General features: G+C 60.0%; 10 protein-coding genes. 5 read left to right on the top strand and 5 right to left on the bottom strand.

The window, feature by feature from the left end:
- Nucleotides 1–233: 233 nt before the first annotated feature.
- Both L2Y96_RS06685 and L2Y96_RS06680 read left to right on the top strand, forming a co-directional pair.
- Complete coding sequence (locus L2Y96_RS06685) at nucleotides 234–749, top strand: hypothetical protein (protein WP_247334389.1); 516 nt, start codon at nucleotides 234–236, stop codon at nucleotides 747–749.
- Nucleotides 750–776: 27 nt separating this feature from the next.
- A complete protein-coding gene (locus L2Y96_RS06680; protein WP_247334387.1) occupies nucleotides 777–1,802 on the top strand; it encodes a cytochrome-c peroxidase in 1,026 nt (341 codons plus the stop codon).
- A gap of 123 nt (nucleotides 1,803–1,925) precedes the next feature.
- Here L2Y96_RS06680 and L2Y96_RS06675 read toward each other — a convergent pair whose 3' ends face one another.
- The 5 genes from L2Y96_RS06675 to L2Y96_RS06655 all read right to left on the bottom strand — a co-directional run bounded on the left by L2Y96_RS06675 (nucleotide 1,926) and on the right by L2Y96_RS06655 (nucleotide 17,601).
- Nucleotides 1,926–2,333: a hypothetical protein gene (locus tag L2Y96_RS06675; protein WP_247334385.1), complete on the bottom strand. Its 408-nt coding sequence runs from the start codon at nucleotides 2,331–2,333 to the stop codon at nucleotides 1,926–1,928.
- A gap of 203 nt (nucleotides 2,334–2,536) precedes the next feature.
- Entirely contained in the window at nucleotides 2,537–7,756 is a 5,220-nt protein-coding gene (locus L2Y96_RS06670) for an RHS repeat domain-containing protein (protein WP_247334383.1), read from the bottom strand.
- Nucleotides 7,753–14,451, bottom strand: coding sequence for an IPT/TIG domain-containing protein (locus L2Y96_RS06665; protein ID WP_247334381.1), 6,699 nt, complete (start codon nucleotides 14,449–14,451; stop codon nucleotides 7,753–7,755). The genes L2Y96_RS06670 and L2Y96_RS06665 overlap by 4 nt, the downstream gene beginning before the upstream one ends.
- Nucleotides 14,452–14,791: 340 nt before the next feature.
- Complete coding sequence (locus tag L2Y96_RS06660; protein WP_247334379.1) at nucleotides 14,792–15,265, bottom strand: hypothetical protein; 474 nt, start codon at nucleotides 15,263–15,265, stop codon at nucleotides 14,792–14,794.
- Between the two features lie 239 nt (nucleotides 15,266–15,504).
- Complete coding sequence (locus L2Y96_RS06655; protein ID WP_247334377.1) at nucleotides 15,505–17,601, bottom strand: S9 family peptidase; 2,097 nt, start codon at nucleotides 17,599–17,601, stop codon at nucleotides 15,505–15,507.
- Between the two features lie 216 nt (nucleotides 17,602–17,817).
- Here L2Y96_RS06655 and L2Y96_RS06650 point away from each other — a divergent pair, with 216 nt between their 5' ends.
- From L2Y96_RS06650 to L2Y96_RS06640, 3 genes are all read left to right on the top strand, one after another.
- Nucleotides 17,818–18,264, top strand: coding sequence for a pilin (locus L2Y96_RS06650; RefSeq protein ID WP_247334366.1), 447 nt, complete (start codon nucleotides 17,818–17,820; stop codon nucleotides 18,262–18,264).
- A gap of 309 nt (nucleotides 18,265–18,573) precedes the next feature.
- On the top strand, nucleotides 18,574–19,026 hold the full coding sequence (locus tag L2Y96_RS06645; protein ID WP_247334364.1) for a pilin: 453 nt from the start codon (nucleotides 18,574–18,576) through the stop codon (nucleotides 19,024–19,026).
- A gap of 63 nt (nucleotides 19,027–19,089) precedes the next feature.
- Complete coding sequence (locus L2Y96_RS06640) at nucleotides 19,090–21,048, top strand: tetratricopeptide repeat protein (RefSeq protein WP_247334362.1); 1,959 nt, start codon at nucleotides 19,090–19,092, stop codon at nucleotides 21,046–21,048.
- Nucleotides 21,049–21,051 lie beyond the last annotated feature (3 nt).

Raw genomic sequence — 21,051 nt, 5'->3', positions numbered from 1 at the left:
GCCGTCGGTCCGCCCGGCACCCCTGTTAGCGCGCTCGTAATGTACGGAGCGGCCACATCGCAAAATGATACGTGTATCACAATTTCTCGCGATACCTGATGCGTTTTCGGCCATGATCCTGCGATGCGTGCGTTTGTAATTGCGATCTGGTATGAATGCCCGCATGCCGGGGCGGAGCTGCCTCGCGCCTCGCCGGTCCGAGGGGGATCGGGCCCATGTCCGGAATGACATCGATGAATAAATGGACCGCCTGCGCCTTCGCGCTGGCCACCGCCCTGGCTCTCGGCGCCTGCAGCAAGTCGAACGACCAGGCCGCCACCACGCCCGCCAGCGAAAGCGCCACTGCCAAGAAAGCGTCCGTGCCCCGTCCGGCAGCAAACGCCGACGAGAACAGCTGGGGCCTGTACCTGGCCGACCAGGGCAAGGTGCACGCCGACGATATCGGCATGAAGCCATACATCTATGTGATCCCTGCAGGCGAAGGCGCCATGGCAGAAGATCGCCGCAAGAACGAGACGGACTCGATCGTGCACGGCGCCAGTTCGATCCTCATTCCCGGTGCCCTGCTGATCCTGGGCGGCCCGGATGCAGCGACCACGAATGCCTTCACCACGGCCCTCGGCAAGGAAGTGAAGCCCGATACGCTGAAGGGCGTGACCGTGCTCGTAGTCAGTGACGGTGTCAGGAAGGATGAGCTGTCGAAGACGCTGGCCGCCACGGGTGCACGCGTCCGCGTCGCCGCGATGTAACAGGTGACATCGCCTTCGGAGCGTGGGATGCGCCCGGTCCTCGTCATCACGTGTCTAGCACTTGCCCTTACGGGGGCAGGCGCGTTTGCGTTCATGCATGCGCGAGCGTCATCAGCCAGAGCGGCGGACGCCAGCCAGGTGGCACTCGGTCAAAAGCTATTCGCCGACCCACGCCTTAGTGCGGATGGGCGAACCAGCTGCGCCACCTGCCATATCCCTGGATTGGCCTTCAGCGACGGCAAGATGATCGCTACGGGTATCCACGGCCTTCCGGGAACCCGCAACACGCCGTCCCTCACCACCACGATCGCATCACAGCGCACTTCGTTTTTCTGGGATGGACGACGTGACCGACTGGAAGATGCGGTGATGGATCCGTTTAGCAATCCGGTGGAAATGGGGCTTCACGGGCGGGCGGCGATCGCCACTGCGGCCACCGCCCTGCCCGACTACGCCACGTGGTTTCCCTCAGGCAAGGAAACGCCGCTCGCAGAGGCCGACCAGGCCATTGCCGCAGCTCTCGCCAGCTACCTGCGGCAACTACCCCTCCCTCCCACTCGCTTCGAGCGCTTCACGAGGGGCGAAACCACTGCGCTCGACGAGCGTGAAAAACTAGGCATGCGCCTCTTCGCGGGCAAAGGGCAATGCGCGACCTGCCACGTCCTTGAAGGCGCGCACCTCACCGATCACGACTTCCACCGCTCGGGTGTGAGCATGGATGACATCGCCGCGCGCCTGCCCGAACTGACGCAAGGCGTGCTATCGAGGAACCTCGGCGGTGCTGCTCTCGGTGATCGTATCGCCACGCATGCGGATGAAGCCCAGCTCGGCCACTTTGCCGCGAGCCATAAGGTTTCGGATATCGAGACGTTTGCTACGCCGTCACTACGCGAGGTGCGGCTGACCGCCCCCTATATGCATGACGGGAGCGTGCCGAGCCTCGAGGCGGCCGTTGACCGCGAGGTGTACTACCGTGGGTTGGATACGGGATATCCGATTGGGCTTACGGCGCAGGAGCGCGGGGATTTGATGGTGTTTTTGAAGGCGCTTTAGACCTCTCGGAGACGATCAACGGGGCAGGACACACCAAACTCTTACTGAAAAATGGTTTACGCGGAGGAGACCCCCTTTAGTCCCAACACCAACATCCTCTAAATGTGAATGGACGAAGCCGGCTCACAAGCCACTTTCAACTCGAACGTCCCCAGACACCCGATCTTTACTTACGATCCAATGAGATCCGGGGCCGCTGTATGAACCAGCTCCTTCGACCACCATCACAATCTGAGTGGCGCATTCGCGAGGTCGCTGCGCCAGCAGATGATCGACAGGAACGCCCGCCACCGCGCTTACCCGCGCAATGAGCTCATTGCCGAGATTAGTGTCTTTCGTATCCGCGAGCTCACGGCAACCATCAGCGTCGAGATGGGCGCGCGCATCGATGGAACCGAGCCCGACTTTCGTCACGCTCCTCGACAACTGGACAGGATTAGATTGAAACACCTGACGGCCATCGCACGTCACATTAACAATGACAGCGTCATCGCCGTTCACTTTCAATGTAAGCGAGAAGGCCCCGGTCACGGGCCTATCCTCGGTTACGACTCGCCAAACAGGACGCCGAACCTGCACTACGCAACTAGTCTCGGGAGCGCGGTATTGAAGGCGGCCCTCGATGTTAAGGATGCGCGCGGGTCCTTCGGATGCGGCCACGGGAGGCGATGCATTGAACCACACGAACGCAACGATCATCAGTGTCCGTAAAAGCATGCCCTCACCTCCCGCAATTACCAATGCCATGCATCGCATTTGTAGTATGCAAGCCACTTAAGATCCCGCGCCACTTCCTTTTCGGATCCTGGACATTGGGAGTCACACTTGTAGCTCACCCGATAGGCATGGCACTCGCTTTCTTGCATCGGATATTGCGGCGTATTCTTGGGCGGATTTTTCGCCTGTTCAGTGACGTATGGACCCACCATCTCACCGTATTCCATGTTCTTGCACAGCCTCGGATACCAGCTATGGTAGTCGTCGATATGCCGCTGCTCGTGCAGACGAATGCATTCTCCCTTAGGACCTCTCAAATCCCCGATGATCATGAAGCCGCCGTTTCCGTCACATGCGATGGTTCCGTCAGCCGACTCACCAAGTGGATCGATTAGGGAAATTGGATTCCCAAGAACATAGGCGTACGGATTAGAACCTCCCGAAAGACCAATCGGATCCTCACTGAGGAAGCGAGACGACGAGGTATCATAGTATCGCGCCCGATAGAAATAGAGTCCTGGCATATCAAGCTCGCGGCCGGCGTAAAGAAAACGATTTCCCGTATCCATGCCTGTGCTTACGGTAGTCCCGTATGCCCCGTAGGTGTGCTTCGAAACTGAAGCGCCGGATTCATTTACTTCTTCGAGAACACTACCTTGGAGATCAGTGAGAAAATAGTCGAAGGCACCTTGATCCAGTAGGCCCAAGCGCTCATCGATATCCACTCCATTGAGTAACTGCGTGGAATCACCATCATGCTTTTGGACGACCTCCATATAGCCGTCATAGAGGTAGGTCGTAGTCCGGCCGTTTACTGTTTTTGAATGCCTTCTACCTACTGGGTCATAGGTAAAGGTAGCGCTCTGGTCTCCGTCGCTAACCGCCACGAGCTGATCTCTACTATTCCAATCGTAGTGGGCCGATCCTATACCAACGGTATTCCCGTTGGCGTCGTACGCCCTCTTTCGACCCTTGGCTTCGTCGAGACGGCCGCCTTGCTGGTAAGCGAAATCCTGTGGATCGTCCGCCAGGCTTGAAGCATCACTATCGGTTCGAGATGACCGCAACCCAGCTTCATCGTACGTATATGCGATCGAACGAATTAACGCTTCATCCCTACCAAGGTAACGGACTAGCGTGACATTACCCAGCGCGTCTCGATCTAAGTGTTTAGTAATACCGTTAGAATAACGAATGTCGCTACGTCGACCCGCTGCATCGTAGTCGAACGCGAACGCGGTCGCTCCCATGGATATCCGAGTGACTTGCCCAACACCGTCGTAGCTATATTCCGTCCTCATACCGGCATCTGGCGTCATCGCCACGCGCTTTCCGGACGAATCATATTCGTAAGATACCGACCCATCGGACGTCCTCTCAACCATCAATTCGTCAAAATCGTCGTACTCGCGGATGATGCTTTGCCCATCGGTCGACGTGAACTCGATCGCGCGATTTGCGCTGTCATAGCTGGTTCCGACTCCTGAGCCGTCTGCAAACGTCTGCATCGTTGGGCGGTCCAACTCGTCATAGTCATAGGTTGTCACCTGTCCATTTCGGTCCACCCAGGTCTTCAAGGTTCCGCCTGGGTAGTAGCTCCAGGTCTCGTGACCACCTATCGCATCGTCTCGGGCTATCACCCGGTTCATACCATCCCATGTGTAGCGAATCTTGTTTCCGCCCGGCAGCGTCACTGAATCAAGGTTTCCATTTCCATCGTAGACGTAGCTATATAGCCCACCAAGACCGTCCGTCCTCGAAACGGGACGGGAATTGGAATCGTAAGACACCGTCGCAACCGCGCCTTTTGCGTCTGTCGTCGAAACCCGGCGGCCAATGCTGTCATATACATACTCTGTCGACCTACCGTTTGGATCGATGGTCCGGACCAGTTCGCCAGCGTTGTAGACAAACGAATACGACGAGCCATCTGCATCCGTCATGGACGTCATATTGCCCTCGCCATCACATGTCGCAATGACGTGCCTCTCCATGGCATCCGTGGCACCCGTACGACAACCATTCTCGTACATGTACTTGGTCGTGTGACCGAGGGGATCCGTGACCGACGCTAACAGGCCAAAGTCGTCTGTGTATACAAATCTGAATTTCCGCGGACTATCGCCGTTTGCCATGATCGTCATCGTAGTGACGTTCCCGCTGGCATCACGATCCAGATTCGTGACCCTTCCGGCAGGGTCGGTCCTTGAAAGCGCCATTCCGTTCCCGGCGCGCACGAATGACACCGTTTGCTCATGCGGGGTTCCATAAGCTCGCGTCACCTTCCTCGTGTACCTGCTTTCCGGGTCGAACTCAAATCTCTCCTTGTGGCCGGCGGGATCAGTTACTGTCGTTGTCCGCACTCCACCCGTATCGATCGCGTATAGGAATGAGTAGCTGGTACCGTCGGCGAGCACCTGTTTGATGACACGATTTTCGCCATCGTACTCGTTAGTGACCCATGTGATGCCCCGTCGGTCCGTCATCGTTTCCATAAGCCAACCATCAGAGGCCACGCCCTGATACAGTGACTTCTTGTAGGTATAGGATTCGCTCGTTCCGTCAGGATAATTAACCCGACTCAGAACGGATCCATTCCATCCCGTCACGCCGTCTCGGATGTACCGGTATTCGTATGTAACCTTTCTGGACGTATCGTCGGTTACCGATTCAACCACGTTGTGCTCATTGAACGCGTACTTTAAGGAGCGTCCGTGAGGCGAGATAACGCGGTCCAACAGGCCAGCGTTGTACAGATAACGGATAGTGTTGCCATAACGATCCGATATCCCAACTATCCGATTCGGAGCGTGTCTATCAAACAGATATCGCGTTCCGTTCAGCAGTGTCATAACCCAGTGCGCCCCCTCAGGGGTTGAGTCATTTACGAACTCAAGTCGCGCTTTGTAGAAAATGGAATCTGTATCTTCATGCGTCCAAATGGTTCCTACAAGCGGCCACACTGCCTGCCCACTGGTAAGACGAAACCGAATCGGTTGCGAGCATGGCATTACGATCGTCGGCGTATCGAAGCCGTTTGCGCTTGATAACGTCATGTCGGAGGAAGTGCCACTCCCCCACCCGAACATGGCGTATGAATCCTGCAACCCACTATGGGTACGATGCACACTGATTGGCGCCGAGTCGTTGACAGAGAGATCTTCCCACTCGTGATAGAAAAGACCCGATTCGACGTCAATTGGCTGGGACCGATTTTGGTTGCATAGTTTTCCATCGTTGTGCGGACGCTCGGGATTTACCGAAGCTCCTGCGCCGAGCGCCCAAACCAATCTCGTATTGGAGTCCGCCACCAGCTGGCTAGCGTCGCTGGAGACATGCCCCGCCCCATACATCTCCCAACCCTTTTCGGCCGAGTACACCCAAAAATCCGCCTTGTCCGCCGGCTTCTGCTTGCCGTAGTTCGGATAGACAACCTGGATACCCTTCGCCGCCTCCGGTGTCATGCCCTGCACCACCGCATCGCCTGGCTGGATGGTGAAGTACATCGGGAAGTTGTCGGGTAGCGGGAACGGTGCGTGATCCACTGGCGTGGGCACGATCGCGATCTCGTTGAGCACCTTGCCGTTGCGGTCCTTGAACACCGCGCCGGCCGGGATGCGAAGCTCCAGGCCCGGCATGTCCGGGTGGGTGAGCACCGTTTCGCGCGTGGTCGGCGACGGCAGCGGGATCTTGTCGCGCTCAAGCACGCGCGGCAGGTACATCACGAACGGCATGTGATTCACGGTCGCCGCAGCGATGTCCGCGCCCACGATGAAGCGGCCGTACTCGGTACCGGGCTTGCCGGCCGGGCCGCCGTCGACGAACAGCTCGCGGCGGCCGGACTGCAGGTTCTGCAACACGAATACGCCGCGGGCGTCGGTCTGGACGGTCTGCTCACCGATGGTGATGGCGACGTTCGCAACAGGCGTGTCGTCGATCCGGCGTACCTGGCCGATCAGCGCCGTGGCGCCCTTGGGCAGGTTCGCTTCCAGCTGCTTCGTATCGGGCAGGCTCTGACGATCCTTGTACAAACGCCAATGGCCACCCGAGGCCGTCGCCACGTTGTCCTGGCCCGGGTAGAACGCACCGTCCTTCACCTCGCCCTTGTCACGGCACAGGTGGAACGCATCGCCCGGCTTGCAGGGCTTGGCTTTGCCTTCACCGGCCATGACGTAAACCGCCGGCTCGGTGGGCTTCGCTACGTCGGTGCCGGGGCGCTTGCCTTCACCGGCCAGTACCACGCCATTGCGTGCAGCGCGGGTCGTGAAGCCAATCGCCTCATAGGGCACAGGCTTGCCGCCCGCGGTGTGCAGGCCCTGGACGAAGATGGTGTAGCGGGCCGACGGGTACAGCTCGTCGGGCAACTGGATGAAGGCAAGGCGGCCGTTCTCGGCACCGACTACGCGGGTCTTCACCACGCCGTTGGGACCGAGCAGGGAGACTGTACCGTTGAGCTGGGCGGCATCGATCGGCTCGTCGAAACGCAAGGCGAGCGGACCGATGGGCGAGGCGCTACGCGCGTCCTTGAGCGGATAGGACGCGGCGATACCGGGCGTACCCGCATCATGGCGCTCGGGCGTACCGAACTGCCACGCGTCGTGGACCGGGCGGCCCACTTCGTCGATACCACCCGTGACCTTCAACGTACCGTCGGCCAGCAACACCGCTTCACCACCGAGGCGCGCATGGGCCGTGTCGCCCGGCTTCACCTCAAGGCTGCGGTCCAGCGGGCGCCACACGGCGACCTCGTGCGCAGGCACGTTACCCGGACCCCAACCGCCCGTCATCGCGAGTGAGCCATCCGACAACACGCTCAACGTATGCGCGGCACGCACCGGCAGGCCTAGCCGGCCACTGGTCACCAGCGCACCAGTCGATGGCTCGAACCACTCGCCCGTCTCAACCAGACGACCCTCGCCATCCACACCGCCCCAGATCAGCACCTGGCCCGTGGGCATGGCGGTAAGCGACGCAAAGTGGCGAGGAGTCGTCAGCGCGATGTGCTTGTCACCGAGCGTAAGCACGCCGCCACCCAGAGTGAGCGTCCGGCCATCCCCCAAGGCGACCTGCGCCTCATCCGACAACCGGTCGGTGGCGAACGGCCCGGCAAGCACGGTCCGGATAGCCACGGGATGCCGTGCGGCAATGGCTATCGCCAGCGCTGACAGGCCGACAACAGTACCTACCGCCGCCACATGCAATGATTTCATCAGACGTTCCTTATCGTTCGCACTCATGGCGTCGCCGCCTTTGAAACCGTAATGTTTCCCGAGCCAGCAAGGCCGACATCGCTTGAAACCACTATCGTGTAGTTACCGGAAACCGGCAGGGACGGCAGCGCGAGCGTGCCATCCTTGGATACGGCTAGCGTCTTGTAAGGCGCGGCAGTGCGGGGCGTACCGGTATCCGGCCTGAATACGTTCACCGTCGTCGCGCGCGAGGTAGGCGACGTCGAAGCCCCCGATACCTGCAACTGCACAGAGTCGCCGATCGTTGCCGGGAACGTCATACGCAACACGCCGCCCATGCCCCGAGTCAAGTCAACGGGTGTGCCATACGCCATGGCACCACGCTCGGTATTCCGTCGCGCCACGGCATCAAACGACAGCTTGCTGCTTCTGGGCGTCCCCACGATGACCCGATACGTCCCGCTCGGCATGTTCCAGAAATCGTATGTGCAGGCCGCGTACGAGTTGTAGCAGGTGAACGTGGCGTAGGTCGCACCCGACGGAGCCTGAACGGTGACGAGGTACGAGGTATCGGTTCCAATGAACTTCACATTGCCCATCGAAAGCGAGATGTTGTCACCAGCACTCGCATCGAACGACGTATAAATCGCTTGCTGCGTCACCTGGGTGTCGAAGTGCTGGATAACCCCATCGAGCAACTTGGGATCAGTAATTCCTGCGTATAGGCCGAGCGTTCCTGTAGACGGAACCCCGAAGTCGGACGAAATCAGCATCCGATAGCGCCCGCTCGTCGGTAACTTCGGCAGATTGAGTGTGAGAACGCCGTTCGTAACCAGTGAGCTATAGAGGCTAGCCGAAGCAAGGCGGCCGTTATCCGGGTTGTAGACACGTACCGTCGTATTCTGCCCGGCAGGCGTCGATGTAACGCCTCCCAGCTGTAGGGCAACCGTATCCCCGATCTGCGCGTCGAAGGATAGGCCGAGCATCTCGCCTGCAGCGCGCGTCAAGTCAACGGACTCACCGACCGACAATGCTCCAAGATCACGCACATGGCGCATGACCCCATCGAAGCTTAGTGCGTCCATACCCTGCGGGCTGATAACCATGTCATACCTGCCAGGCGCCGCGCCGAGCATTTCGAGCACACAGCCTGGGAATTGCTTGTAGCATGTGTAGCTCGTTACCTGGACACCATTGGCATCGAAGACGGTCACATAGAACAACGTCGCCGAACCGACGATCGAGACGTTATTGAGCGTCACCAGCAGGTTGCCGCCCTGGCCAGCGTCGAAACTCAAGTAGACGTTCTGCCCGGCGGATTTCGATGCTGCGTGAGTCACCACGCCTTCGGGTAGGGAACCTGCAACCGCGCCTGGCACCAGCGTTACCGTTGCAGCGCCGGGCAAGCCAAATTCGCCAGCGAGCACAACGGTGTACTCACCATCGTCGGGAAGGCCAGCGAGGTTGAGCGTACCGGCACCCGTAACGGCCATGCTGGTCCATGGCGTACCAGCCACCAGGTAACCGCCGCCCGGACGGTATACACGCAGCGTCGTTGTACGCCCTGCGGGCACGGTCGCTGCTCCGTCGACACGAACAGCGACCGTGTCGCCCTTGTGTCCAGTGAAGTGGCCTATTAGCGTCTCGCCCTGGCTGTGCGAGTAGTCGGTACTCCCCTCCGACGTCAGCTGCCCCATGTCGCGAAGGTGGCGCACGACCATGTCAAAGCTGAGGGTCTGACCATCGCCCGGGGTTACCAGCACATCATAGATGCCGGGCGCCATAGCCCAGAGCTCTCTGAAACAACCCGGATATTGGATATAGCAGGTGAAGCTATCGACTTGGCGGCCACTCGCGTCAAAGACCTTCCCTGTGTAAGCGCCCGAGGGCCCACCGCCAGCGGAGATCGTGCTGAAACTCAGGTTGAGGTCGCCCCCTTGCCCCGCGTCGAACGAGGCAACCAGCTGTTGCGACGGCCCGTATGCCGCGATGTGGTGCGTCTCCCCTTCCGCTGCCGTGGTGCTCACGGCGCCGGGAAGCAATGTCAGCGTACCCTTTGTAGGCAGCGCCATCTGCGCGGCCACTTGAACGAAGTAACGTCCGCTGGCAGGAAGATCGACAAGATTTAGCGTGTCAGGAACCGAGATGGTCATGCTGCTGAAGGGCGACGCGATCTCCTGCCGTCCGGTATCGGGGCGGAACACACGAACGACAACATTCTTCCCCGTCGGCGTCGTGGCGACCCCATCGAGGCGAAGCGCAACCGTATCGCCTCGGTTAGCGTTGAACGCGAGCCAGACCTGCTCTCCCGAGCCAAAGCCAATGTCCGTCGGAACATTTGGCTGCAGCACGCCACGGTCAAAGCCACGGTGTACACGCGCATCCAGCGCTATCAGTGCTGCCGTCGGGCCCTTGATGACAACTTTGTAAGTGCCTTCGATGAGATTCCATTCATCGTGGCCGCACTGTGTATCCGTGCGATTGCAGCTATACGATTCGAGTAGCGTCCCGTCCGGCGAGTACACCGAAACACTTAGCGTGGTCGAGTTGTCACCCGTGAATATCATCCCGCTGAAAGAAAGAAGCAAACGATCCCCAGGGACAGCATCGAAGGCAAGGGTAATCGGCTGCCCTGCCGCCGCGCCGACAAAGTGCTTCACAGGATCGTTCACCACAAGGTTGGTCGCCGAGTGAATCGGGGGGAGCGATCCGGTGCTCCCGGTCATACCGATCCGTCCCGATGCCGAGAGCCCGAAGTCGGGCATGACGACGAGCCGGTACCTACCGGTCTGCGGGAGCGTGCCAAGGCTAAGCGTCTTGGCCCCGGAGAACGATGAGTCTACAAGGGTACGGATACCCGCCCGGAAGATTCCGGCGTCAGGAGGGATCAGGATGTAGCGAATGTTTTTTCCTGTTGCCACCGTCCCGCCTGTGATCTGCAGCGCAAGGGCGTCGCCTGCCGAGGCATCGATGGTGAAGTACTGGGCACCACCTAGCGGCAACGACCAGTCTGCCGACTGACCGGGAGCGATCGACCGTCCCTGTACGTGCGGCACGATGGCCGCGGTAAAGGAAAGCGTGCCACCCATCGGCGCGGAGACGATGACGCGATATATGCCGGCTCGGAGATTCCACAGGTGATAAGAGCAGGAGCCGCCCTGGTTGTACGTCGTACAATAGCTACTTTGGACCACCGTGCCATTGCCATCCTGCACCGAGACCCACATGTAGTAGTAGGAACTCGTTGCTCCGGTGGGGACGACATTCGAGAACACCAACTCGGCACTCTCACCTTCCGCAGCCGTGAACGTCAGGTACGTAGCCTCACCCGAAAGCGGTGTCTGGATATCAGATGGCGCGCCGTCAGTGAGCGCGCCGGTCACGCCTGAGTAAACAAACAAGCTGCCTGTCGCTGGGAGGCCAGCGTCAGGAATAACCAGTACCGAATAGCGACCGGTGACCGGGAGATTCGGCAGATTAATAGTGGTTCCGGTCGTTTCCACATCGCTATACGTAGGCATTCCGGCACGGAACACCCCCGCATCCGGCCTCAACACGATGAAACGGACATTCCGTCCTGCGGGACTGGTAGCAGCTACAAATCGTAGTGCGACCGTCTCACCCGCTTGCGCATCGAAGTAGTAGTGAGTTGCCTGTCCAATGCCTTGCGAGAAATCGACCGATGAGTTGCGGGCGACAACGGGGCCATCGTTGTGGGTAACAATGCGGGCACGATACGAGAAGGTGTGGCCATACGGTGCCGTGACGACGATCCGATAGTTGCCTTCCGCGAGGTTCCAGAGGTGATACGAACACGTGCTGTACGTCGGCGCCTGGCAAGTCTCTGCTGCAACGTTGGTGCCCTTCGAGTCGAACACCTGGACGTACATGAAGTATGTAATCGCGCTTCCAGTCAAACGCTGTACCTGGTCGAAGACCAACTCGGCGCTTGTCCCCGCGCTAGCGTGGAACGTGATGTACGAGTTCTGTCCACCTGCCGTGGTTCCCTGGCTGATCTCGCCTCCCTGCGGGATCACTGCGGTCACCCCGGAAACGAGGGTTACCGAGCCGCTCGCAGCAAAGCCATTCTCAGGAAAAACCAGCACCTCATACCTCCCATCCACGGGAAGGTTAGGCAAGTTCAGCGTGGCTGGAGTCGACACGTCGATCGATGAATACTGAGCGACGCCCAAGCGGAGGATCCCCGCATCAGGGCGAAGAACGATATACCTGACCAGCCTTCCGGAAGGTGTTGTCTGGTTAGTAAAATTAAGCGCAACCGTATCACCCGACCGAGCATCAAATCCGAAGTGTTCGACTTGACCGACGGAGAGCGAGTAGGCGCTTGCCTGACCAGGCATGAGGTCGCCGCCTTGCATATGCCCGCGAAGCACGGCATCAAAAGTCACGGTGCCACCGTATGGCACCGTGACGACAACACGATAGTTCCCTGCGGGAAGGTTCCACAGGTGATACGTGCACACGCCGCCGTTGGTGGCCGCGTAGCAATACCCGCTATCCAGTACGGTTCCGGCGGACGTATAGATGTAGATGTACGGCTGCGGGTACTGCCCACCCTTGGACGAAAAATTGGTTATCGATAGTTCGGCCGGCTGATGGTCACCCAGAGTGAAGTTCAGATACGCGGACTGGCCAGAAACGGTCGTCGCGACGGTCGCAGGAGGACCATCAAGCTGAAGGGTCGTTTCCTCCCCTGGAACAAGAGACAATTGCAGCGATGCGGGGACGCCAAACGCCGGGATCATCAACACGGTGTACTCGCCCGATAGCGGCAAGTTGGGCAGCTGGATGAGCTGCACTCCGGTCGTCGACGTCACATCCGAATAGGACGGCGTTGCCGATGTGATTTCGCCCGAATCCGGACGGTATATGATGAAACGAACACCTTGGTTGGCTGGAGCACTGGCGATTGCGGATGCCTGGAGAACCACGTTGTCGCCAGCATTCGCCGTGAACGTAATCCGTTCGGCCTGCGCCATCATCAGGTTCACCGACAAGGTCTCGCCAACATGAATGGCACGCCCTCTGATGTGCCGTTTCACCGCGACCGCGAAATGAATGGTGGACCGGCTCGACGGGACGACCGTCACCGAATATGTTCCGGCGGCCAAATACAGAAGATGGAGCTCACACCCCGCATTCGATGTGTAGCAAAACGAAGTGGCCACCTGGTTTCCCGCTGGCCCAAATACACTGACGGTGTAAGTCGTGCTTGAGGCGCTATCTTGCTTCACCCCTGCAAATGCGAGTTCAACACTTTCGAATGCACGCGCCTGGAAGGTAAGGTAGGCGTTCTGCCCGGGAGCGGCGGCATCGAAACCGACCGGATCGGCATCGATGGGAAGCACTCCCGTCAAGCCGGAAATCACTTGCCACTGCACGCTGCCCTTGGCCGATGCCCCAGGCCAGGCAACCACCTGATACTCACCCGTATCGGGAAGCGATGGCAAATTGATGAGCCCACCCGCCGTGGCGGAACCGGACGTATAACTGGCACCGTTCGGTCGATAAATCGTGTAGGTGACCGTCGCATTGGCCGGCGTTGTCGTGGCACTCGCCACATTGAACGAAAGCGTGTCACCCGCCGAGGCCCTGAAAATGCCTCGCCGGCTTTGCGAAACAGCCTGTGTCGAAGCCGTTGAAAGCGCACTTGTGATATTAGCCGGTGATTCCACCGCGACCGTATATGTAGCGGTCGATGAGCTCGGCTGCACCAATAAGAGGTAGGTTGCGGAAGCCTTCAGGCGCGACAGGTGGATCGACGACTGGTTCGCCGCCACGCTTCCTTGCTGAAGCAGCGAATTACCGGGTCCGTAGAGCTTATAAGTTGCGGTGACTGTCACACCCGTGAGTTGGACACTCACCCACGGTTGCCCTTTGTTCTCAAAAAGAACGGCCGCCATCGTGCCGCTCGTGGGTACCGACACGGCGACGGGTGCGGCATCCAGGGTCGCTACGACACGCGCAGAAATCTTGGCCCGATCAATGCCTGGCGGTACGACGAGGACCGTCTGTAGGCTCTCGGCCGTTCCGTACGGCGTCTGCACGAGCACGCGTCCACTACTGGTCTGCGGCGCCGGGACGGCGGACAGCGAGGTATTCGTCATTTGCGACATGGTGAGCGACTCACCGTTCAGCCGAAACGACGTCTTACCTGGGATCGGGTAAAGGTGGGCACCAGCGACCGTCAGCGTATCGCCCGCAGCGACGGTATCCGGCGCGACGCTGGCGATCGTTGGCGCCACGCCTGTTTCGTCGATGACAAAGGGCTCGTCGCTTTTCGCCGTGCGCCCTCCCACTGTCACGGACACCGCTCCAGAAGTGGCCCCGTACGGTACAGAGACCTTCAATTGGTCGGCGGTCGCCGAATGGACGATCGCAGGGGTTCCGTTGAAGCTGACCTGGTTGTCCGAAAGGGCGCTGGAGAATCCATGCCCGGCGATCACGACCTCGGTCTCATAAGTCCCGTGCGCGGGGATCATGGCGAAGATCTTCAGGGCGTCCGCGTCAACATGCTCGATGCGGATAATGTTGCCCATGACGTCATAGATGTACCGGGAACTGTCCCCGGTATCAGCCGTGACCGCGACAAGGCGACCATTCGCGTCATAGGCATACTGGGTAGCCCGGGCGGGCGCCACAGCAAGGAAATACGACGCCAGTACGACCAGCGCCCAAAGCATCCTGCACGCGCGCACAGCACGCGTCCCCTGCGAGTTCATGCGCATAACCCCTGCGGCCAGCAACGCCGGCCCGTCCTTGTATCCCTGGTTCGCTGATCCCGGACTGCCCCCGGGCCCCTACGACAAATCGTAAGTTAAAGCGATATCGGGCGCAAATCAGCCGTTCAAATCACATTTTTTTACGTTCCGGCGACCTATTCGGACAATATGACGGCCTATCCGCAGTGATTGGCTGTAGTGACGCGCGATTCACCCGACCTATCGCCGCCCTCAGAGTGGTCCTGCACGACGCGGGCTTCGTGCTACCGAGCAGGTGGCGCTCCGTCGCATAGAGCCCTTCACTGAGGGCGCCTGCACGCGATACAACACCCGCGAATCTTCAACGGCTCAGGGCAAATACCCTACGCAATGCTATGACGCCCAGGCCAGTCAAACACCCGGCGAGAGCGAAATGGACCCATCCGAATATCAGGAGGTTGGCCAACCGTGTACCGATCGGTAAACCCATCATCTCTACGCCATCCATCGCCCAGAGAGAACCCGGGCCAAGGACCAGCATGACAACGCCGCCAAAGCCCGCCTTGAGCTCGAAGCCGGGGGCGATGTGCTCGTTAGAATCCTGTGTCCAATAGCGCGTGACAAAGGCACCAAGCGCCGCCGGAAAAACGGGCCAAGCCAGGAAAAAGTAAATCGCTGCCAGATCGGGGAAGCTCGATCCTTGCGACCAATGATGCGCCGGGACGAGGGATGCCGACTCCTTCAACGCGTTCAAAGCGGACCATACCGCATCGTTGCCCGCAGCTGCGCGCGTCGCTACGGCGGCGAAAGCGGCGACCACAACGCCGAGACCCATGCAACACCGGCGCGCAAAACACTCCGTGTCCGTCATAAATATCCTGCTGCGATATAAACCACCCGGTACGCGGCCACCATCAAGCGGAATACGCGCCTTCCCTGTGTCATGTCATTCAACGCTAATACCACTCATCCTCATAATTGCGTCGGCGATCCGGGGCTTGTTGGCATCGACGCGCTGCAGGCTCGCTACACACAAGAACGGCGACCCTGAGGTCGCCGTTCCTGATGCATGGTTTACTTCGCGCTTGCCTCAGGAGCCGTCCACTCCTTCAACCAAGCATTCACCGTCTCATGCCACTGCACGCTGTTCTGCGGCTTCAGCACCCAGTGGTTTTCATCCGGGAAGTGCAGCAGCTTGCTGGGAATGCCACGTCGCTGCAGGGCCGTGAAGGCGCCCAGGCCCTGGGTATCCGGGATGCGGAAATCGTGGCCGCTGTGCACGATGAGCATCGGCACGCGCCAGTCCTTCACGTGGTTAATCGGGTTGAAGCGCTCGTAGTTTTCCGGGTGGTCGAACTGCGTGCCACCGTTCTCCTTCTCTTCGAACCAGAGCTCTTCGGTGTCGTAGTACATGGCGCGGGCATCGAAGACGCCATCGTGGTCGACGAAGCACTTCCACGGCTGGTTCCAGTTGCCGGCCATCCAGTAGACCATGTAGCCGCCGTAGCTGGCGCCGAGCGCGCAGGCGCGGTTGCCATCGAGGAAGCTGTACTTCTGCAGCGCGGCAGCCCAGCCATCCTTCAGGTCTTCGAGCGGCTTGCCGCCCCAGTCAGCCGAGATCGCGTTGGTGAACGCCTGGCCGTAACCGGTGGAACCATGGAAGTTCACCGTGACCACGGCGAAGCCCTGGCCAGCGTAGGTCTGGGCGTTCCAGCGATAGCTCCAGCTGTTGGTCATGGCGCCCTGCGGGCCACCGTGGATGATGAAGGCGACCGGATAGGTCTTGCCCTTCTTGTAGCCCACGGGCTTCACGACATAGCCCTGCACCGTTTCGTTGTTCCAGCCCTTGAAGGTGAAGAACTCGGGTTCACCCACCTGTGCGGCCTTGAGGCGCTTGGCGTTGTAGTGGGTGATCTGCTTGAGGCTCTTGCCCTTCAGGTCGGCCGTGTACAGATCGGCGGGGCGCTTCAGGTCGTCGCGCGAAAGCAGGATCTTCTTCTGGCCGACCGAGAAGGCGCTGACGCTGCCATCAGTGACCAGCGTGGTGACCTTACCGGTAGCCGAGTCGATCGCGAACAGCGGGTGCTGGCCGTTGTCGTCGGTGGTCGTGTAGAGGGTCTTGCCGTCGGCGGAGATCTGCAGGGTACCGGCGGAGCGATCCCAGGAGGGGTCGACTTCGTGCTTATTGCCCGTGGCGATATCCAGCGCCCAGATGCCGAAACGGTCGGCTTCGGAACCCGGTTCCTTCATGGCGGTGTAGTACAGGGTCTTGCCGTCGGGCGAAACCAGCGGGTTCGCATCCCAGGCCTGGTTGTCGGCGGTGAGGTTGGTCGGGTTGGCCGAGCCGTCCGCCGGGACGCTATAGATGTCGAAATTGGTGGACCAGGGCTCACTGTTGCCTGCAATGCGAACATCGAAGTACACGGTCTTGCCGTCCGGCGAGAAGGTGAACTCGTCTTCGCTGCCGTACGGCTTGCTCGGCACGTCGCCGTCGATGCCCTTGCTGATGAGCACGGGCTGCGAAGGCGCATTGGCATCGGCGACGTAGAGCTGGGCACGGCGGCCATCGGCCCATGCATCCCAGTGACGGACAAACAGCTTGTCGTAGACGGTGCCGCTCGCCTTGTCCTTCTCGCGGCCGTCCAGGCGCTCCTTGGTGCAGCTGAGGTCGGCGCAATCGGTGAAGACCTCGTAGCTCAGGAGGAGCTTCGAGCCGTCCGGGGAAAGCTTATAGGCACCCACGTCGAGCGGGGCGTCGGTAACGGCCTGGCCAGGGTTGACCGTGAGGGCAAGACCCTTGCCGCCCTGCCCGGCCTCGAACGAACGATGGAAGACCTGGGCGGTGCCGTCCTTCGGGGCGACGTAGTAGATGGACTTGCCATCCGGAGCCCAGCGAGCCGACGAGCCCTTTTCAACGACCTTGACCGCCTGCGGCGGCTTGTCGAGATCCATCACGTAGATCGAGGTGACACCCTTGTTCGCGACGTAATCCGTTGCCCGCACGGAGAAAAGTGCGAAGCGGCCATCCGGGGAAAGCTGGGGGTCGCCGACGCGGTCCATCATGACCAGGTCGCGGATGGAGAAGGGATGCGGCGCGACTGTGTCGGCGTCGGCGGCCAGTACGGGGCTGGTGGCCAGCGCGAGGGCTAGCGCGGCGAGTAGTGGTTTCATGTGATCTCTTGGCTGTGCTGATCGGCCGACGGTATGACGACGCCCCCTTTCACGCAAGGCGTGACGCTAAAAGCGCTTGCGACGCCGCCGGAGCAGGTCACTTCGCGAGGAACGGTGACCGTCCTCACAGATCCATCGCGGCTCTGCCCTAGCCTCCCCTCGGCTGGCACGAACCGTGCCTGACTGCGCCTCGTGATCTAACAGGGGTTCATTCATATGCGTCCGATTTCGCGGCGAGATGTCGCTGGCTTCACCCTCATCGAATTGATGATCGTAGTAGCGATTATCGCGATCCTGGCGGCTATTGCGATTCCGCAATATCGCGGGTACCTGGTTCGAACGCAGGTGTCCGAGGGGCTCACGCTCGCCACCGGTGCCAAGGCCGCCGTGTGGGAATTCAGGACGAACACGGGATATTTCCCGACCAACAACGCATCCGCCGGCCTTCCAACAGGCGCGTCCATTAATGGCAAGTACGTCGACACTGTCAGCCTGCAGGACGGCGGCATCATCAAAGTAACTTATGCCACGCCGGACGCGAACGCCGTACTGACGGGTGAAAACCTCATTCTTTCCCCGCTCGACACGGGCGGTGCGATTTCATGGCGCTGCAGAGGCACCATCAGCCCTCAATATTTGCCTACGGCATGCCGGGGAGAATGACGCTCTACGTCAGCATGTGACCTTGTACGTCACTTGCACGCGCTTCGCCAAGCTACTGAATACGTGAAATTTTCCAGTTGATCCGCTAGCGTGATCCTGTGCACAATCTCGGCACCGGCAAATATGAGGGAATATGCCGGTCGCGAAAGCATGGCACGCTAGATGCAGGCTTTCCGGCGAGCTTCCTGGTCGTTCCTGACCAAAGCAAGTGAGGGAGCATTCCTTTCCTTTGCTCGGCAAGGGGGAGGTGCTAGGGCTCAGGGGGCATCACTTTTTTCGGTTAGTTTTACCCATAAACGAGGAATTTCCATGAAGAACGTCCAGAAGGGCTTCACGCTCATCGAACTGATGATCGTGGTCGCCATCATCGCGATCCTGGCTGCTATCGCCATCCCGCAGTACCAGAACTACTTGATCCGTACGCAGGTCTCGGAAGGTGTGAACCTGGCTGATGGCGCGAAGACTGCTCTCGCCGAGTTCCGCAACAACACCGGTCGCTGGCCGTCGACCCAGGCCTCGGCTGGCCTGCCGCCGGTAGGCTCGATCAAGGGCAAGTACGTGACCCAGCTCGACGTCGAAACGACTCCGGGCAAGATCGCTGTGACCTTCGGTAACGAAGCGAACGCCAAGCTCACCGACGGTACCGCCAAGATCCTCGTCCTGTCGGGCACCGACGAAGCCGGCTCGATTACGTGGAGCTGCAAGTCGGGCGCTGGCACCACGGTGCCGGACCAGTACCTGCCGACTGTTTGCCGCAACTAATCGCGACATTCGCTCACCAAAGAGGGGCCGTTCAACGGCCCCTCTTTTTTTTGGACGTGTTTAGTGCGCCTAGATCGCCCCATTGTCCTGTTTATCCTGGCAAGCGCCCTTGTCTTCCTATTTACGGGGGCAATCTATGCTGCGGGGGCGACCGGCGGATTTGTCTTCGATGACTGGGGAAATCTTCCCGCATTGGGTGCGCAAGGCCCCATCTCGAATTCAGCATCGTTCTTGAGGTACATCACCGCCGGCACCGCCGACCCGACGGGACGCCCTCTTTCGCTGCTCTCGTTCCTCATTGATGGACATGACTGGCCCACCGCGCCGCTTCCGTTCAAACGAACGAACATCCTGCTGCACCTTTTCAACGGAGCCCTCCTCGCCGCGCTCCTCTGGCGCCTTGGCGACGCCATGGGCATACACCGCCCACGGCGCGCGTTTGCGGCGTGGTTTGGAAGTGCCACCTGGCTCCTGCATCCGCTGTTTGTTTCCACGACGCTCTACGTAGTGCAACGCGAAGCCATGCTCACGGGCACATTCATGCTCCTTGGCATGCATGCGTGGCTGAGCACTCGTCGCCAGGCATGCAACGGAAGCGGAGGCATTGCCAGCATCGCGTGCACACTTTTCGCATTTACTATCCTCGCCTTCCTTTCCAAGGCGAATGGAATCCTGCTTCCTTTCCTCGTTTGCATAACCGAGGCGTGTTTGCCCACGGTTGAACAACACGCGGACCGGTATCGTCGCAGGTTATTCATCGCTTGCGCCCCGTGGGTAGCGGCGGTTGTGCTCGGCCTGGCTTGGTATGCCGTCCACGGTATAGAAAACGCATCGGCGGAGTTCAGGGGCTGGACCATCGGGCAACGCCTGATGACAGAGCCCACCGTGTTGTGGATCTATCTCGGGCAGCTCTTCCTCTTCGTACCGGTAACAGGTAGCGTTTTCCACGACCAGTATACGGCTGCGACCGACTGGCTCCATCCGTGGTGGACGCTCCCTGCGGCCATGTCGATGGTGGTCATGATCATGCTGGCCTGGCGGTGTCGCAGGCGCTACGCCGCGCCCGCCCTTGCCGTCCTGTTTTTCGTCGTCGGGCACCTCGTCGAGTCAACATCTCTGCCGCTTGAGTTGTACTTCGAGCACAGGAACTACGTACCAGCCTTCCTGCTGTTCTGGCCTATTGGGTTGGCTTTGGGCGCCGTGGGCCGCCGAAACCTCATTGCGGCAGCAAGCATCCTGGTACTCGCGGGAGCCGGTTCCATTACCTGGAGCCTGACCCGACTCTGGAGCGCTCCCGTGCTCCAAGCCATCACCTGGGCCAATCAGGCCCCCGATTCCGCGCGCGCGCAGGCCTATGCCGCCCAGATGGATGCGGCTGGCGGCCATACGCAGCGAGCAATCGACAGGTTGGCGCCCCGAATACACGACTTTCAAGCCGAACCCCAGGTCATGCTGACCATGCTCAGCCTGAAGTGCAGCAATGCGACAATCAGACCTGAAGATGTTGACCGCGCGCGCTACTCGCTGGAGCACACGCCGCGCGACCCAGGAAAGCTACTGCTCAACTGGGTCACCGCTTCTCTGCAAGAAACCAGGCTACGCCCCTGTCAAGGTCTCGACCATGCCGCACTGGCATCCATTCTGGACGCGGCGTCAACAAACCCTCGGATTAATGCCCTGCCAGGTCGCCAACAAGACATCGAGCACGCTCGCGGCGCGCTCGCACTGGCCGATGGCAATGCCACCGTGGCCCGGATGCACTTCGATAAGGCCCTCACCCTGGATCCACGTCCCGAGCCGGCCCTGGAACAAGCGGCGATGTTAGGGCAAGCCGGTGCGCCACATCTTGCCGTCGGCCACCTTGACTACTACGACACGCTACCCCAACCCCAGCCCCGGGGAATATCGGCAGGGATGGCTTGGATCCACGACAAGGTCCTAGCCCATCAACACTACTGGGAGAAGGAGTTCTCACACCTGCGCAGCGTCTTAGTTCATGACGAAAAACGTCATAATGAGTAAAAG

This window comes from Luteibacter aegosomaticola (genome assembly GCF_023078475.1).
In the GTDB taxonomy this organism is placed as follows: Bacteria; Pseudomonadota; Gammaproteobacteria; order Xanthomonadales; family Rhodanobacteraceae; genus Luteibacter; species Luteibacter aegosomaticola.
Note: the sequence above shows the minus strand (reverse complement) of the source record. Positions and strands in the feature narration are given on the sequence as shown.

Coding starts and splice junctions, on each gene's coding strand:
- L2Y96_RS06665 (WP_247334381.1), bottom strand. CDS start 14,451: ATGAACTCGCAGGGGACGCGTGCTGTGCGCGCGTGCAGGATGCTTTGG.
- L2Y96_RS06660 (WP_247334379.1), bottom strand. CDS start 15,265: ATGGGTCTCGGCGTTGTGGTCGCCGCTTTCGCCGCCGTAGCGACGCGC.
- L2Y96_RS06680 (WP_247334387.1), top strand. CDS start 777: ATGCGCCCGGTCCTCGTCATCACGTGTCTAGCACTTGCCCTTACGGGG.
- L2Y96_RS06670 (WP_247334383.1), bottom strand. CDS start 7,756: ATGAGTGCGAACGATAAGGAACGTCTGATGAAATCATTGCATGTGGCG.
- L2Y96_RS06645 (WP_247334364.1), top strand. CDS start 18,574: ATGAAGAACGTCCAGAAGGGCTTCACGCTCATCGAACTGATGATCGTG.
- L2Y96_RS06655 (WP_247334377.1), bottom strand. CDS start 17,601: ATGAAACCACTACTCGCCGCGCTAGCCCTCGCGCTGGCCACCAGCCCC.
- L2Y96_RS06685 (WP_247334389.1), top strand. CDS start 234: ATGAATAAATGGACCGCCTGCGCCTTCGCGCTGGCCACCGCCCTGGCT.
- L2Y96_RS06650 (WP_247334366.1), top strand. CDS start 17,818: ATGCGTCCGATTTCGCGGCGAGATGTCGCTGGCTTCACCCTCATCGAA.